Genomic DNA, 16,657 nt, shown 5'->3' with positions numbered 1-16,657 from the left:
TCGTAACGAGTCGCTACACGGCGAAAGTGTTCACTATTTATCTCCTTTTATTAAATCCTCTAATAAAAAATAATATAAGAATCAAATAAACACCAAAAAGTATGTATCCCATCAATTCTAAATTATGATTAATTTTTGAGCCTATTATTATAAGAAGTAACAAGCCAAATATTATCGAAAAATTAGTAATCAACCAGATTTTATTGTTCAAATTAATATCTCCTTTCGGAATAATAAAAAACACCTCAATGATGGTTTAATTAATTGCAGCGCAACTTAACAACCATTAATCAAGGTGTTTTTAATAACGAAGGCAGAGTCTTCTAAGTAGGTATTCTTACTTTCCCCACCAGCCTACAGATTTTCCAAACGCATCCATACATTCTGCCCCGGAAGTAATAGCAGAGCCGGCTGCAACTGTAATTGCAGTTGCAATAGCCGCTTGAGGTGTTGAGGAGGACGCTCTTGAAACCGCATACCCCGCTGCACCAGACAAGGTTGATGTGCCTATTTGAAGGAGATCAAATAAGTGACAAAGCTGTATCCATTATCTTCAATGACCGAGGTTGAAGTCAGCAGCTTCTTCCCGGAAGGACTCCAGCGGAGCGCATCCGACGCATATTGCACGTCCACAGAAATCGGAGTTGTTTTGCCTGAGACAGTATCGGCCACATAGATGCCTTTCACGCCTCCAGCTTCGGAGATGACGTTGTAGGCCAGCTTGGAGCCGTCCGGCGACCAGCTAGTACCGTATACCTGTGTGCTCTTGGCAATGGATTGCTTGGGCTTCATCTCAGCGTCAAGCAAGGAAAGCTCCATCTCTGTCTCGGATGTCCGTTTTACGACCGCGTACTGCTGTCCATTAGGAGAAGGAATAAACCATATGACATCTTTCTCCAGCACCTTCGTATCTTTAGTCTCCGTATCATAAACATTCAACTGATTGTTCGTGCTTATATAATAGACCTTCGTCCCGACCTGCTTCACATTATAATTGATGCTCTTCTTCGTTTTTGCCAGCAATTGTGCCGCTCCAGTTACATCGGAGGAATAAATATTGCCAGTAATCGCCGGAAAAATAACACTTTCGTTATCTCGCCACTCTCCATCGCTGGTAAGCATAATGTGATCACCGATCGGAGCGGTTTCGCGAGTAGCCACATTCATGATGAAGCCGCGCGCCGTATTCTCCTCATGCTTTTTAAAGAACAGATGCTTCTTATCCGGCGACAGCAGTCCGAAGCCCTGATCATGCGATTCCTCCAGCAGCGCTTCATCCTTCTCTTCACCTGTGCTCAGATCACGTATATACAAGTTATGCGGGTAACGCTCTTCGCCTTCTATGGTGACCGGCTTCATATTTTTGTTTATTTTATCGATAATTAATTTGTCCTCGCCCAGCCAATCCATCCCGCGAATACCTTTCAGTTCATCGATTTTGACCACTTCCACTTCACTTGCGGCAGCAGCCGGTTCCGTATCGATGACTGTAATTGTTTTGCCCTGCTTCTCTATAACCTGTCGATTGTTGGTGTTGTTCGCAGTTGAGCCTGTACTTCCACAGGCTGTAACGACCATCATACAGACGATTCCAGCCGCAGCGGCAGCCGTTATTTTTTGATTTTTTATCATTTTTGATGACCTCCTGATGTTGATAATAGAAGCATACAAGGAGAACGTCTCATCCATATTTCGAATTGTTTCAAGCTTGTAAACTTTTAACAACAATCGGAAATGCAACGATAAAGGCTGTACCCTGCTCATTCGATGCCGGAGCGGCAATCGTTATACTACCCTGTTGAAGCTCCACCAGCCGTTTGACCAGCGACAGTCCGAGCCCCGTTCCGCCCGTTAATCTCGCGCGATCCTTGCTAACTGTGAAGAAGGGCTCAAACAGCTTGGCCCTCGCCTCCTGCGGAATGCCAATTCCAGTATCACGAAAGGAAATAATCGCCCTGTCGCCCTCCGTACGGCAAGCAACATGAACGGTTCCGCCAGGGACATTATATTTGATCCCATTATCAATCAAGTTAAGAAAGATATGCATCAGGCTTTCTCGGTCTGCTCTTATGATCGCGGGCTTGAAGTCTGTCTCAATCGACAAATCGAACGTAACCGCCTTTCCCCGAAGCCTGCTGCAGGCTTCCTCAAGCGGCTCTTGAACATCGATCCTCTCGGCATTCAGGTTGAATTCATACTGCTCCATTGCCGACAAATGAAGAACCTTCTCTACCATTTCAAGCAGCCGGTCAGCCTCTCTTCGAATATTCATCCGCGCCTCCTCCAGCAACTCTGGATCGTCGCGATACATATCAAGCAGGTCGGAGTATGCGATAATCGAGGTGAGAGGTGTCTTGAATTCGTGGCTTACATTGCCGATAAATTGCTTTTGTCTTGCGAAGCTCTGCTCAATTTCACGGCTCATATAGCTAATCCCTTCACTCAGCTCGCCCAGCTCATCGCGTCTTCGAACTGGTGATTCTTGAAGGAACTGTCCATCACGAATCTGATCTGCCGCCGCACGAAGCCTGCGAAGCGATGTAATAACACGCTGCACGTATATAAAACCGATCAGGAAGCTTAGCGCAAGCGCGCTCAATCCAATATTGCGAAGCAAATTTTTAATCGAGGAATAAAAGGCTTGGTCCGATTTAAGCGAATACTGAAATTGTACAATGCCCACTTGTCCTACCGACCATACAATTGGAGACAGGTATACAAGCGAGTCTCCCGACTGCTGATACACCGTTTTACCCTGTACCGCATATGCCATAATTTCATCGATATCCTGCGTTGTCGACAGCGGCAGCGAGTTGCCGATTTCGTCCCCATTCTTATCATAAAGCATCACCTGCGAGCCGCCTAATAAATTGCCAAGATCACCAGCCAGCTCAGGGCCTCTCCTGCGCAGGAAGCCGTCCACATCATCAATCAGTCCGCTGCTCAAATAGGACTGGCGCAAACGAAGGCTCGCAAGCTCGCTGCGCTGTTTCAGATCGCTCTCAACCCTGCTCTTCTGATTCTGCTCGATACCACGCAGAACGAACAGACTGAGCGTAAATACAATCAGGATCAGAATAGCTGCCAGCCCGATTGAAAATCGCCATCTCAGACTAAAGTGGACTCGCTTCCTGCGCGTCATGCCTGAAGCTCCTTAATGGCTTTGTAGCCGACTCCATACACCGTCTGAAGCAGGTTCTGATGCGGCTCGCCAAGCTTCTTGCGCAGACGCTGCATATGAATATCGACGGTTCGAGTCCCTCCCGCATAATCAATGCTCCACACAATATCAAGCAGCTCATCTCGTGTATACACTCTCTCCGGGTGTGCTGCGAGCAGCGCCAGAAGGTCAAATTCCTTAGGCGTCAGCTCAAGGATGTTCTCTTCCAGCAGCACGGTGCGATTCGGTATGTTGATCTGCACGGCCCCGATCTGGACATGCAGAAGCCCTTCTTCCGGCCTGTTCTCCAGTCGCCGGAATAGAGCCTTCACCCGCGCGACAAGCTCCCTGAGATCGAATGGCTTGGTCATATAGTCGTCTGCGCCAAGCTCCAGACCGATTATCTTGTCCACGATATCATTCTTTACCGTCAGCATAATAATGCCCATCGCTCCGCGATTGTCCAGCTTGCGGCAGACGTCGTAGCCATTCAGCTTCGGCATCATAACATCCAGAACCATGACAGACGGCTTGAAGGAAGCCGCCTTGCGCAGCGCTTCTTCACCATCATAAGCAATCTCAACCGTGTATCCTTCACGGCGGAATGCATAAGCAATAGCGCCCGCTATACTTTGCTCGTCGTCAACAACGAGAATTCTCTTCTCCATGGTGTGCTCACCCTAATATTCATCATAGTAGACAAAATCAAGACTGTCAGCCTTCTTCAAATTACAGTCTCCACAGGCACATACGCAATTGCCGGGGGAGGACAAGCCGCCCTTCGATTTGGGCTGCACATGATCGATCGTATCGCCATATCTCCCGCAGTAATGACAACGATAGGCGTCTCGCTGCAGAATGAGCAGGCGGAAATCTGTCTTTGTATAAAGCTTATGAATAAGACCGGGATGAATAATGCCTGCCGCTCCTTCTTCAACCATTCGAACGGCCATCTCGGCTGGTATCTCGGTTGACCAACGTTTGCCCGTTTCGCGGCGGCCGCGCAATCTAATCATTCCGGTTCCCTTATCATTGAGAATTCTCGTGTCATAAGTAAACCTGCCTTTGAACGGAATAATGATCTTATCCGGCGGCCTGACAGGTCGAGGATCATCCGCAGGCACAGCCGATAGCGGCTTGGCAAGAGCTGTAGAGCCGCCTCTTCTGCGACGGCGCTTTCTCTTTCGCTTTGGCTTTAGCTCGCCGGCTGTTTCCAGAACGACAGACGCTTCTCCCTGACTATGCGCTCCCAGATCATGCCGTTGCAGATCGTGCTCTTGCGCTCCCATCTCCTGCGGATCGCTCTTATCCCTGTCAGCAGCGGCAGCGTTTCCCTGCTGGGGCGCACTTTGCCCCCGGCCCCTTCTGCGGCGGCGGCGCTTTCGTGCTGGCTTCGTCTCAGAGGCCGCTGTTGGGAGCGGCATAACCGCCTCATCGATTACAGCAGGGGAGACCTCCGCTTCTCCCGATCCTTCATGGGACACTCGCACACCCGCAGCCTCCCGCAAGCGCCGGCGCAAGCAAGCCCGACAGGTTCCCCGTCTGCTGCTGCTTCCCGAACGCTTGGTATAAGCGGTTAACGGCTTCTCCTGACCGCATGCCGCACAGCTTTTTACATCCATTATTACCGTTCGCTCCGTTCATTATCTCTAGGTCTGTTAGTCCAGCTTTGTTCCTATTATCATGCCCTGCACGAGCAGACATTAACGACTCATCCTACAGCTAAAAGCATAGCATACATTGGAATATTATTCATATCCGGAGGAAGATATAAGGAGAACCCCCAATACCACACAAATGAGTGGTGTCAGAGGTTCGTCGCGTCTAGCTTGAATCAATTTCCCAAACCGCAATTTCAGCCCGTTCAGTAGGCCGCAACTCCCAGCTTGTTAATCGTTTCTTCAATGAAAAAAGGCTCGTCCTCAGGCGTACGAGAGGTGATCAAATTATTGTCCACGACGACCGCTTTATCGATAAATCGGCCGCCTGCGTCATTGATTTCGGCATGCAGCTGGGGATATGCAGTCAGATTACGTCCGTCCAGCAAGCCCGCTTTGACAAGCAACTGCGGACCATGGCAAATTGCAGCGATCGTCTTGCCATCCTTGTCCATCCCCGTTACGAATGCAATGACATCCTCGCTGTCCAACAGATGCGCTGGCGATTTGCCTCCTGGAATAATGACAGCATCATAATCACTGGGATCTGCTTCCCTTGCGGCAAGATGCGATTTGTACGTAATCGTGCCGTTCTTGCCCCTCAGGTCCACACCTCTCTCCAGGCTGATGATGATTGCTTCATGCCCATTTTTCGTGATCGCCTCATATGGATTCACCATTTCCGAATCTTCGAATTCATCCCCTAACAAGAAAGCCACCTTCTTCTTTCGAGGCTCAATCATGGGGTTCACTTCCCTTCGGATATCGTATCGCGCTGCCCAGCAGGCGTACCATACATTACCCGATCTGACGAGATGAAATCACCTTGTCATTCTATAATATTCGCTTCGTCGACTCCCGTTCCAGCAGGGCAGGCACAATCAGTCGATGACGCTGGGACCGCCGCTCGTCATTGATTCGGTCCATCAGCATTTCTCCAGCCGCTACGCCCAGCTCGAATGTATCCATATGCATCGCTGTAAGCGCAGGTGTCGTGTAAGGCGCGAGGGGGTAGTTATCAAAAGTCGCTACACCCATCTCCTTTGGAACTTGAATGCGGCGTTCGCGAAGCGCCCTCAACACTCCGAAAGCGATGGCATTATTCATGCATACAACTGCATCAGGGGCCTCCTCCAGCTCCAATAGCTCCAGCACAAGCTGAGAGCCGATCGTCGCGTTGACATAGCTGGGCTTAATCAGCCGTTGATCGATAGCAACGCCATGCTCCTCCAGCGATGCCGTATAGCCGGTCATCCGATTCATGAAGATGGGCTCATTCGTCTCCCCGCCGATAAAAGCAATGCGTTTGTAGCCCTGCGCGAACAAGTGGTCTGTCAGCATTTTCCCGCCCAGCCGGCTATCGATATCGACCTCATGGATATTCTCCACACCCGGCATTTCGCCAAGCGACACGAACGGAAATGACAGATCATTCAGCTGTGCGGCAATCTCTTTGGTCAGAATGGAATTGTCCATAATAAGTCCATCCACTTTTTTATTCAGGACGAGGCGGTTCATGAAATGCTCCTGTCCCATCGTATGAATATTGCTGATCGTAAGCTCATAATTCAGCGGTCCGATCGTGCTCTCCACGCCTCCGATGATATCGTAGAAGAAATGGTTCAAGAAATCATTTTTGCGTGACAAATCAATTAACAGCCCTATGTTGAAGCATCGCTGCTTAGCCAGATGAGTGGCCAGACTGCTCGGGATATAATTCAACTCCTTCATTATCTCCCGTATCTTCCGCTTCGTTGAGTCGGGTATTGAAGGAGCGTCGTTCAACACCTTGGATACCGTTGACTTGGACACATTTGCTGCTTTTGCTATATCATTTATCGTTACCTTCATGAAAACCCTTTCAACCTCCTATAGGAATGTTAAAAAAAAGAGTTGATTTAAAAAATTGGTTGTGCTATTTTGAGTTTAAGAAACCGGTTTCCTAAACTGTCCTGATCAGACATGTTTGACGCTACTTGCATCACTATAACACACCCGACGAAAAAATGAGAACAACATCGTTCTCCGCTTGCGCAGAAGCTGCTCAGACGTGTCACAGAAGACTAAGTTTACTCTTCCGACGCTGTTTTCTGCTTGCTGGAAGCTGCTCGGGGACGTACCACAGAAAACTAAGCTTACCCTTCCGATGCTGTTTTCTGCTTACTGGAAGCTGCTCGGGGACGTACCACAGAAAACTAAGCTTACCCTTCCGATGCTGTTTTCTGCTTGCTGGAAGCTGCTCGGGGACGTACCACAGAAAACTTAGCTTACCCTTCCGACGCTGTTTTCTGCTTGCTGGAAGCTGCTCGGGGACGTACCACAGAAAACTTAAGGGGATGAAGACATTGAAAAGAAAAGGATTGCTAATCTTATTGGCCGCACTGCTTACATTCACGCTTGCAGCATGCGGAGGCGCAAATGAGGATAAGGGCAACAAGAACGCAGAGAACAAACCAGCTAACACCAATACGAACAAGCCTAATGGAAACGCTTCAACTCCTCCACCCGCTGAAGAGCTTTTGCCTGAAGAAGGCGCGTCCTTGCTCGTATGGGAAGAGTCCACTGATTTCGAATTCCTGGAGTCTGTTGCGGCTGACTTCAAAACAAAATACAACGTTGATGTAAAATTCGAGCACGTGCCATCACCTGACCAAGCTGACCGTCTTGCGAATGACGCGCCTGCAGGTCTTGCTGCTGACGTCGTTATGTTCGCGCATGACAAGCTTGGAAACGCAGTAGAAGCTGGCTTGCTGTTCCCGAATGATCTGCTTGAAGAGGATACAAAATCCGCTCATCCAGATGCAGCGATTCAAGCTTCCAGCTACGGCGGTACGCTGTACGGATACCCGAAATCAGTTGAAACTTACGCTGTTTTCTACAACAAAGCACTTGTAAAGGATTTGCCTAAGACATGGGATGACGTTGTCGCTTTCTCCAAAACTTTCACTGACAACAATGCGAAGAAATACGGCATCATGTGGGAAGCACGCCTTCTGTACTTCAACTATCCGTTCTTCGTAAACAAAGGCGGATATATCTGGGGTAAAGACAATACCGATCCAACCGATATCGGTCTGAACAACGAAGGTGCAATCGAAGGCGCGAAATACATGCAAACGATGGCCGAAATTCTTCCTTTGAAAGCTGAAAATATCACTTGGGATGTTAAAACACAGCTCTTCTCAGAAGGCAAAGTCGCATTCAACATTGATGGTCCTTGGTCCATCAGCAGCTTCAAAGACAAAGTGGATTTCGGTGTAATTCCACTGCCTGACATGCCAGACGGCAGCAAATCCATCTCTTTGTCCGGCGTACGTTCGTACTATGTTAACTCGTACACCAAATATCCGAACGCTGCCAAACTGTTCGCAAGCTTCGTAACGAACAAAGAAAACGCACTCAAAGCTTACAACATGCTTGGCATTCTGCCTTCCAACAAAGAGGCTGCAGCAGATCCAGCCATTACGAATGATCCGATTCTAAGCGGATTCATCAAGCAGTTCGAGAATTCCGTACCAATGCCTTCGATTCCGGAAACAAACAATGTTTGGACACCAATTGAAGGTGCAATCACTAAAATTTGGAACAACAAAGACCAAGATGTGAAAGCTGCTCTTGATGAAGCAGTCAATACGATTAAAGAATCGCTTGCTTCTGGCAAGTAATACCGAAACCTCATATTGCGTTTTATAACAAATGCGTGGAATCATCAGCGGCTTCTTCCTGATGGTTCCATGATATTTTTAGAAGGGAGAATGAGGCACCGATATGCCAAACCATGCGAAAAGAGCCTCTTTGCTTTCTGTGCTGTTCATGGGTCTTGGTCAGCTGTACAATCGCCAAGTCATCAAAGGACTGATCCTGATGTTAATCGGCGCTGTCGGCCTTACTGCATCAATCATGTATTTATTCGAAAACATTCAAGGCCTGATTACGCTAGGCGATACTCCCAGAGTGCAGATCAGGGAGCCCGGAAAAGCCACTATTGCTATTGAAGGCGACAACTCCATCTACATGCTCGTGAATGGTCTCGTATCACTAATTGCCCTTCTACTGTACGTGATTCTTTATGTATTGAATATTAGAGATTCATATGTAGTAGGCAAACGCAGAATGAACGGCTTGAAGGTAAATACCTTCGAACAAACCATGCATTACGTTCTTGATCGGCATTTTGCTTATCTTATTCTATTCGTACCTTTCATAGTTGCTCTGTTCCTTAATATTTTGCCGCTCATATTCAATATCTCGCTTGCATTCACGAACTATGCTAGGCCTGTTCTTCCCCCGGGCAATCTACTGGATTGGGTCGGATTCGAAACCTTTAAGAACCTGGTCACGCTTAAAACATGGAGCCGGACCTTCTATGGAGTATTCACTTGGACTATAATATGGGCGGTTCTATCTACAGCAACCACCTTCATTGGCGGTATACTCGTAGCAGTTTTGATTAACCAGCGAGAAATAAAGCTAAAACGAGTCTGGCGTACCTTGCTCATTATACCTTTCGCTATACCGAATCTTGTATCCCTGCTTGTCTTCCGCAATATGCTCAATACAGAATTCGGTCCTATCAACCAATATCTGAGCTACTTTGGATTGGGACAGCTGCCTTGGCTCACGGATCCTACCATGGCAAGAATTACGGTTATAGGCGTTAATATGTGGCTTGGCATTCCTCTCATTATGATACTTGTTTCCGGTATCCTCACTACGATCCCGAGAGATATGTATGAATCAGCTGAGGTGGACGGAGCGACAAAATGGCAGCTATTCCGCCATCTTACGATGCCAATGGTTATGTTCTCGACTGCGCCGATCCTTATCATGCAGTTTGCTGGCAATATTAACAACTTCAATGTCATCTTCCTGCTGACAGACGGCAATCCGATCGTGACCGGCTATCAATATGCCGGAGCAACTGATTTGCTCGTCACCTGGTTGTATAAATTGACATTAACCAATCAGCAATATAATTTCTCTGCCGTTATCGGAATTATTATTTTCGTCATGGTTGCTACGCTCTCCATCTACAACTACCGCAAGACAAGATCCTACAGAGAGGATGATATCATCCAATGAAGCCACGGGTTCTGTTATCCTATGTCATCATTATCCTACTCGTATGCATGAGTGTGTATCCTGCTCTCTGGATCGTAATGTCTTCTTTCAAAGTTGGAAACAGCTTGTACAGCGAGAGCCTTATTCCAGATGCCTTGACCTTAGACCATTACAAAGATTTGTTCACCAGCAAGAAGCATTCCTATGCGAACTGGTACGGTAATACGCTGTTCATTGCTACCATGTCCACCATAATCGGCAGCTTCCTGACCCTGCTGGGCTCCTACGCAATGGCACGATTCCGTTTCTATGGACGTAAGCAAAGCTTGATGGTCATGCTTGTCCTGAATATGTTCCCGGGCTTCATGGCCATGATCGCACTCTTCATTCTGCTGTATCAACTTGACCTGCTCAACAATCATTGGGCGCTAATTCTCGTATACAGCTCCGGAGCTTTCGTCACGAACGTCTTTGTGGCCAAGGGCTTCTACGATACGATTCCGCGCAGCTTGGATGAAGCGGCGCGGATCGATGGCGCATCCCACTTTACCATATTCTATCGGATCATTCTTCCATTATCCACACCGATGCTGACCTATATCAGCCTGGTCGTATTCTCTGGAGCTTGGGTTGACTTCATCTTCGCTCGCCTGATTCTTCGCTCACAGGATAAGATCACGCTTGCAGTCGGCCTTTACAACATGGTTAACCAAAGGAATTCCACGGAATTCACGTTGTTCGCAGCAGGTGCAGTATTATTGTCCATTCCCGTATTCGTTCTTTACTTCTGGCTCCAGAAATATTTGGTCGAAGGACTTACGGCTGGAGCGTCAAAAGGATAAACTTGTTCCCGAAGGAGCTTGCATATGCATTTAGAAGCCATCTATCATTCCAATGACATCCCTTATGTATTCGCGGTGGATCGCAGCTCAATCAAGATAAGAATCCGCGTTAAGAAAAACGATATTGTCCGTTGTATACTGATGTGCTCGGATCGTTACGATTCACCAGGCAAGGAGCTGCCTATCGAGCTGACACATTGTGCTGCAACCCAGCTGTTCGATTATTATGAAGGACTGGTTACCGTACCGACCAAGCGTCTGCGGTATCAGTTCCTGCTAACCGATACGGCCGGCAAAGAACTTTGGTATGGGGAGAGAGCGTTGTCTGCCAGCCGAGTTGGCGCAGGATATTTTCAATTCCCTTATCTCTGCGATGCCGATCTTCATGTGCTGCCATCCTGGCTTGCAGACGCTGTCATCTATCAGATCTTTCCTGATCGATTCCGCAAGGGCGAGTGCATGGATGCCTCAGCTCGTGATACGAGAGAATTAAACGATTGGTCGGATGATAATCCGAAGGAGTATTCCATGTATGGCGGCAATCTGCAGGGTATTATCGAGAAGCTGCCTTATCTGGTTGATCTTGGCGTCAACACCATCTATATGACACCAATCTTTGCTTCCCATTCCAATCACAAATACGACACAATCGATTACTACAAGATTGATCCTGTATTCGGCACCAATGAAACGTTGAAGCAGCTTGTCGATCTTGCTCATGCTTGCGGCATTCGTGTTCTTCTCGACGCTGTGTTCAATCATACCGGCGACGATTTCTACGCTTTCCAGGAGGCACAGGAGCTCGGCGAGCAGTCCGCATATCGTAATTGGTATCATTTTAATGAAACGCCAGCTCTGGCTGACGACAATAATACCGGCTACGAAACATTCGGAACCAACGTAAGCACGATGCCCAAGCTCAGAACAGCGAACCCGGATGTCAGCGCATATTTCATCGATGTTGCTCTGTACTGGCTCAAGGAGTTCGGAATCGATGGCTGGCGGCTGGATGTTGCCAATGAGGTGGATCATCAATTCTGGCGCGCGCTGCGCCAAGCTGTAAAGCCTCTTTATCCGGAGGCGGCATTGATCGGGGAAATTATGCACTACTCGGGAGCCTGGCTGCGCGGTGACCAATTCGACGGAGTTATGAACTACTGGCTGCGTGATGTCATGCTCGATTTCTTCGCAGCGAAGTCCATAAGCGCCAGCACATTTGCCGGCCAATTGGATGAAATTCAAATGAGCTATACGGACCAAGCAAATACGGCGATGATGCAGCTGCTCGGCAGCCATGATACGTTAAGATTCCTGACCGCATGCTCGCGTGGAGGCTGGGGCTGGCAGAGCGGAGAGTCGACGCTTGAGCGTATGAAGCTCGCAGTCGGTTTCCAGCTTACCTACAGCGGCATGCCGATGATCTACTACGGTGACGAGGTCGGAATGACCGGCAAATCCGATCCTGAGTGCCGTAAGCCTATGGTCTGGCAAGAGGATAAACAAAACAAACCATTGCTCGCACATTATAAGAAGCTCATTCGTTTGCGGCATGAATATGCGCCTCTCCGCAGCGGAACAACCCGCGTATGGTTTGTGGACGAAATCCACAATACGGTCGGCTTCCTTCGCTCTCATGGCGATGTAACGATCGGAATTGTGCTGAACAACTCACCGACACCGTGGACAGTAGCTCAACCACTGCCTCAGCAATGGCAAGGAAGCACACTGCATGATTTATTGACCGACAAGCAATATCCAGAGTCGCCATCGCTTTCCATACCGCTTCAAGCGTATGGGATGGTAATTCTGACAAATCAACAATAGTGTAGAGAAGCTGTCCCATTAAGCAGTTAACTGCTTAATGGGACAGCTTCGTCGCTTAAGCGGACCAGTGCCGCTCGCCGCTGCTGCTTGCTGCTTGCTTGGTGAGAAAGTCCACAGCGACATTAATCAGCGGGGCAGGGTTCGCATCAGCCATTGCTTGCCTCTCGAATATCCAGCTCTCTTCTCTTCACTTTTCCGTGCTGTAACGAGGTGTTTCCGCCTTATGGAAGATGGCTGAAGAGCATTATGCGATGCCTTGTCATCTGTAAGCAGGTTTTTCAGCGTTACAGCGCGCCTCGCTCCACTTTTCCGTGCTGTAACGCGGTTTTTCCGCCTTATGGAGTTAGTCGAAGAGCATTCTACGGCACCTTGGCATCTGTAAGAGGGTTTTTCAGCGTTTCAGCGCTCCTCGCTCCACTTTTTCGTGCTGTAACGCGGTTTTTCCGCCTTATGGAGTTAGCCGAAGAGCATTCTGCGATCCCTTGGCATCTGTAAGCAGGTTTTTCAGCGTTACAGCGCGCCTCGCTCTACTTTTCCGTGCTGTAATGCGGTATTCTTCCCAATGTATCCCAAGTTCAGCAGCATGATTCGGCGGAGACGTTCAACATGGACGACGCGGGGACGATGTAACATACGCTATCGCTATTCCAGCAATTATTTAAATGTAACAAATGAATGAAGTGTTTTATCCTTAGGTGAAGAATCAAGATTATCCATATGTTCAATTCCGAGGAACAATAATGCTTCTTTCCATTTCGAAGCTTCCGCGCCTTCGCTGTGCTTGGCGTATCTATCGAATATATAGGCCAAATAGGGTAGACTTATTTTTGTCATCCCATCTTCTACAATAGCCCATTCTCTGGGCCAGAGCACCTCGTCTTCAGACGGTGCGTAGTTCTTGTTTTGCGTGATCACCAGTCGCTTGCCCTTTTTCTTTATTGTGGCAACCTTGGATGTATGACCCCAGTTTATATCGGCATCAACCTTAGCGAACAATACTCTTACTGGAACATGAATGCCTTTGAAAAAAACTTCAGGTTCTGTTTTCAATTTATAACGTATTGTCAGTCCAATTTGCTCTGTCCGAGACCCTGAGAAATCGTAAACCCTTCCGACCTTCTCTTCCATACCATCGGCTGCATATACAGGAGCCATTATCATAAGGCTCAGCATAACGATCACAAGCTTCCTCAAACTCATTATTGTTCACCTTCGTTTTTATTTTTCGGCGTTGTTAAACACTATGTTGATTATGGGGTTAAAAGTCAACCGCCTTCCGAGGAAGGCGGTTGTAATCCCTTTGTTTAACGAGACAGATACATATGAATCAACGTAATGGTTCGCCATGAAATATATGAAAATGAAGATGTTTGGAGTCTTGGTACTCCCCAAAATTAGTTAGTACCCTGCAAGCTCCATACTCAGAGTTCACTTGTGCTGCCACTTTTTTAACTACGTCCATCAACTCAATTAATAGTTCATTGTCACTTTGCTCCAATGTTAGAAGAGATGGAATGTGCTTCTTCGGAATCGTAACAATGTGAACAGGATAATAAGGGCGAGTGTGATGGTATGCAAGAACATTGCCAGTCTCAATTACTTTCTGTACTGAAGTACGACCACTTAAAACCTCATCGCAATAAAAATCCTCAGACATAACACTACCCCTTCATACAAATTTTCCTTGTTTTAACATTCGCTATAATTTGTGAATTTCCTCCTGATTGTTAAACAAGAAAAAGCCGACTTACGAAGTCGGCTGACTGCCCGATCGAAGTAGTCAGTACCTACTACTTTCGCGGGACAGTCTTTTTAACATTCAGATATATATAATATTGTAAAAAATGCTATAATCATCATAAATTAATGAGATGAAGATCTATCAATAAGAGCAAATAAAATCTATCGTTCGCTCATGGCAAGCCTTTACCGCATTCCCATGCACGTCATGGACAGCCCGGCTATTCTCGGTCTTTATCCTGGCTGATCCTCCTGCCTGGAGCATACATCTGATCCTCTTGGCGCTCGTTTTCCTTGGCTGTAATCGTATCCGGCTTCAGCCTCATTACAGCTGTTCTGCTGCCGAGCGAGGATCTGTATTTATCCAGGTGGCTGCGGGCAAGCGGCGTGTCGTAGTAGCCGGGAACGTATTTGTCCAGCATGTGCTGCATAGCTGCAGTCGCTTCATTCAAATCCGAGATGAGTTCTACAGAGCCGAATAGCATCACACTCATATATGCAGTATCTGTATGGGCTGGAATCGGGGAAGTGATGGAGCCGTATTCCTCGCTTATTGTGAAGCAGCACCTGGCATTCTGCTCCAGAATGTCCATCTTGCGTCCTTCTGATGCGCCATGAAAATAAATCGTATCCTTCCACCATACGAAATTCAATGGCACGACGTAAGGTAAATCACCATCGGTCAGCCCCAGAAAACCTGTACGGGCCTGTACAAGAAACTCATTAATTTTCGACTCATCGGTACATGCCCGTTTCTGCAATCGAACAGGGAACATAGCTGGAATCTCCTCTCCACTTATCAATTTTGTCTGTGATAAACTACATGTTAGATGAGTTTTGTCCTTTCTAAAAGCGACAGAAAATATAAATTTCATAGGGACAGTTGGTGTGACATGATAGCTTTAACCCCATGGCTGGACAAAGAAAGCAAAACCCCTATTTACATACAGCTCTACAGCTATATTAAGCTGGAAATTGAAGGCGGCGCGATTGCTGAGGGAAGCCGATTGCCTTCAATCCGGCAGCTCTCCGCTCATTTGAAGCTAAGCAAGAATACGATTGAGACCGCCTATCAGCAGCTCATAGCAGAAGGCTATGCAGAGAGCAAGCTGCGCAGCGGACTCCGTGTTCTGCCCTTGGAGCAGCCTCTTCCGACTGCGGCTTCTGCCCAATCCTCTCCTGTCGAACAGCCGTTGAGGAAAGAATGGAAAACCACAGCTATGCCTGTTCCCCGGTTTGATTTTCGCTACGGGCATATTGAGCAGGAGAAATTCCCGCATGCACTTTGGCGTAAAAGTCTGATGGATGCAATCCAAGCTGATGCGAAAGAGGTGTTTGGATACGGACACCCTCAGGGGGGGCCGGATCTCCGTGCGGAGATTGCCAACTATTTGTATGAATCACGGGGCGTTAATTGCTCTCCAGACCAAATCTTCCTGAGCTCGGGCACCCAGCAAGCGGTTAGCTTGCTTTGCCAGCTGCTCCCGTTAACTGGAAAGACGATTGCTATGGAGAATCCGGGCTATGATGGCGTTCGCACGATTTTTAACAATCACGGCTGTACTGTTCTGCCTGTATCGCTTGAGCATGACGGATTGTCTGTGAAGGAATTGAGCCGTCTGCAAGCATCCGCAGTTTATGTAACTCCGTCGCATCAATTTCCTCTTGGCATGGTGTTGCCCATTCAAAAAAGGAATCGACTGCTCCAATGGGCAAGCGGGCAGGACAGCTATATCATTGAGGATGATTACGACAGCGAGTTTCGTTATCAAGGGCAGCCCATCCCTCCGCTCAAAGCGTTGGATAATGAAGAGCGTGTGATCTATTTGGGATCCTTCTCCAAATCATTCATTCCGGCCATTCGATTGACCTATATCGTCATGCCTATGCCTCTGGTCGCCACGTTCCAGCAGCGCATCCAGCCCTACAGCCAATCTGTCTCTCCGCTGCTCGGCGCCGCCATGCTCATTTTTATGAGAGAGGGACATTTTGAACGCCATATTCGCAGAATGAGACGAATCTATCAAGCCAAGCATCGGGCACTGATAGCTGCCATTACACACCACATGGGCAGTCGAGTGGAGATTATCGGGCAAAAGGCCGGGCTTCATCTCATACTCGTCGTCCATCATCGCCAAAGAAACGAGCTCATTCAGCTGGCAGAGGGGGCTGGCATTGCGGTCTATTCCCCGGCGCATCACTGGGTGGATTCTTCCCAATGTCCCCCGACTTACATCATGCTCGGTTTCGGCGGCATGCAAGAAGGAAATATAGAAGAAGGCATCCGGCGGCTAGGCCAAGCATGGTTTGGCCCACATTAGCATTGAGGGACTGAAATAGCTGGGATGGCAGATGTATGGCGATAAATCTAT

Annotated in this window: 14 protein-coding genes; 5 read left to right on the top strand and 9 right to left on the bottom strand. The window is 48.0% G+C overall.

The window, feature by feature from the left end; all coding sequences use genetic code 11:
* Positions 1-507: 507 nt before the first annotated feature.
* The 6 genes from L6H65_RS16670 to L6H65_RS16645 form a co-directional block, all read right to left on the bottom strand.
* Positions 508-1,632: an eIF2A-related protein gene (locus L6H65_RS16670; protein WP_236343729.1), complete on the bottom strand. Its 1,125-nt coding sequence runs from the start codon at positions 1,630-1,632 to the stop codon at positions 508-510.
* A 70-nt stretch (positions 1,633-1,702) separates the two neighbouring features.
* A complete protein-coding gene (locus tag L6H65_RS16665) occupies positions 1,703-3,142 on the bottom strand; it encodes a sensor histidine kinase (protein WP_236343728.1) in 1,440 nt (479 codons plus the stop codon).
* Entirely contained in the window at positions 3,139-3,828 is a 690-nt protein-coding gene (locus tag L6H65_RS16660; RefSeq protein ID WP_236343727.1) for a response regulator transcription factor, read from the bottom strand. Before L6H65_RS16660 ends, L6H65_RS16665 begins: the two co-directional genes overlap by 4 nt.
* 12 nt (positions 3,829-3,840) lie before the next feature.
* Complete coding sequence (locus L6H65_RS16655) at positions 3,841-4,782, bottom strand: HNH endonuclease (protein ID WP_236343726.1); 942 nt, start codon at positions 4,780-4,782, stop codon at positions 3,841-3,843.
* Positions 4,783-5,024: 242 nt separating this feature from the next.
* Positions 5,025-5,561, bottom strand: a complete 537-nt coding sequence (locus tag L6H65_RS16650; RefSeq protein WP_236343725.1) for a type 1 glutamine amidotransferase domain-containing protein — start codon at positions 5,559-5,561, stop codon at positions 5,025-5,027.
* A 91-nt stretch (positions 5,562-5,652) separates the two neighbouring features.
* On the bottom strand, positions 5,653-6,669 hold the full coding sequence (locus tag L6H65_RS16645) for a LacI family DNA-binding transcriptional regulator (protein ID WP_236343724.1): 1,017 nt from the start codon (positions 6,667-6,669) through the stop codon (positions 5,653-5,655).
* 485 nt (positions 6,670-7,154) lie between these two features.
* Between L6H65_RS16645 and L6H65_RS16640 the strand changes: the two genes are divergently transcribed.
* From L6H65_RS16640 to L6H65_RS16625, 4 genes are all read left to right on the top strand, one after another.
* The gene (locus tag L6H65_RS16640; protein WP_371877710.1) at positions 7,155-8,483 is read left to right on the top strand and encodes a sugar ABC transporter substrate-binding protein; all 1,329 of its coding nucleotides are present in this window, start codon (positions 7,155-7,157) and stop codon (positions 8,481-8,483) included.
* Positions 8,484-8,586: 103 nt separating this feature from the next.
* On the top strand, positions 8,587-9,900 hold the full coding sequence (locus tag L6H65_RS16635) for a carbohydrate ABC transporter permease (RefSeq protein WP_236343722.1): 1,314 nt from the start codon (positions 8,587-8,589) through the stop codon (positions 9,898-9,900).
* Positions 9,897-10,721: a sugar ABC transporter permease gene (locus L6H65_RS16630; RefSeq protein ID WP_236343721.1), complete on the top strand. Its 825-nt coding sequence runs from the start codon at positions 9,897-9,899 to the stop codon at positions 10,719-10,721. Before L6H65_RS16635 ends, L6H65_RS16630 begins: the two co-directional genes overlap by 4 nt.
* Before the next feature lie 24 nt (positions 10,722-10,745).
* Positions 10,746-12,545: a glycoside hydrolase family 13 protein gene (locus tag L6H65_RS16625; RefSeq protein ID WP_236343720.1), complete on the top strand. Its 1,800-nt coding sequence runs from the start codon at positions 10,746-10,748 to the stop codon at positions 12,543-12,545.
* 654 nt (positions 12,546-13,199) lie between these two features.
* Here L6H65_RS16625 and L6H65_RS16620 read toward each other — a convergent pair.
* The 3 genes from L6H65_RS16620 to L6H65_RS16610 all read right to left on the bottom strand — a co-directional run bounded on the left by L6H65_RS16620 (position 13,200) and on the right by L6H65_RS16610 (position 15,061).
* A complete protein-coding gene (locus L6H65_RS16620; RefSeq protein WP_236343719.1) occupies positions 13,200-13,745 on the bottom strand; it encodes a stalk domain-containing protein in 546 nt (181 codons plus the stop codon).
* 127 nt (positions 13,746-13,872) lie between these two features.
* A complete protein-coding gene (locus L6H65_RS16615; RefSeq protein WP_236343718.1) occupies positions 13,873-14,202 on the bottom strand; it encodes an HIT domain-containing protein in 330 nt (109 codons plus the stop codon).
* Between the two features lie 304 nt (positions 14,203-14,506).
* The gene (locus L6H65_RS16610) at positions 14,507-15,061 is read right to left on the bottom strand and encodes a pyridoxamine 5'-phosphate oxidase family protein (protein ID WP_236343717.1); all 555 of its coding nucleotides are present in this window, start codon (positions 15,059-15,061) and stop codon (positions 14,507-14,509) included.
* Positions 15,062-15,178: 117 nt separating this feature from the next.
* Between L6H65_RS16610 and pdxR the strand changes: the two genes are divergently transcribed.
* Positions 15,179-16,606, top strand: a complete 1,428-nt coding sequence (gene pdxR, locus L6H65_RS16605) for a MocR-like pyridoxine biosynthesis transcription factor PdxR (protein WP_236343716.1) — start codon at positions 15,179-15,181, stop codon at positions 16,604-16,606.
* The last annotated feature ends 51 nt before the right edge of the window (positions 16,607-16,657 follow it).

Source organism: Paenibacillus plantiphilus (assembly GCF_927798095.1).
Lineage (GTDB): Bacteria > Bacillota > Bacilli > Paenibacillales > Paenibacillaceae > Paenibacillus_Z > Paenibacillus_Z plantiphilus.
The sequence above is the reverse complement of the archived record's forward strand: the minus strand, read 5'-3'. Positions and strand labels throughout refer to the sequence as shown.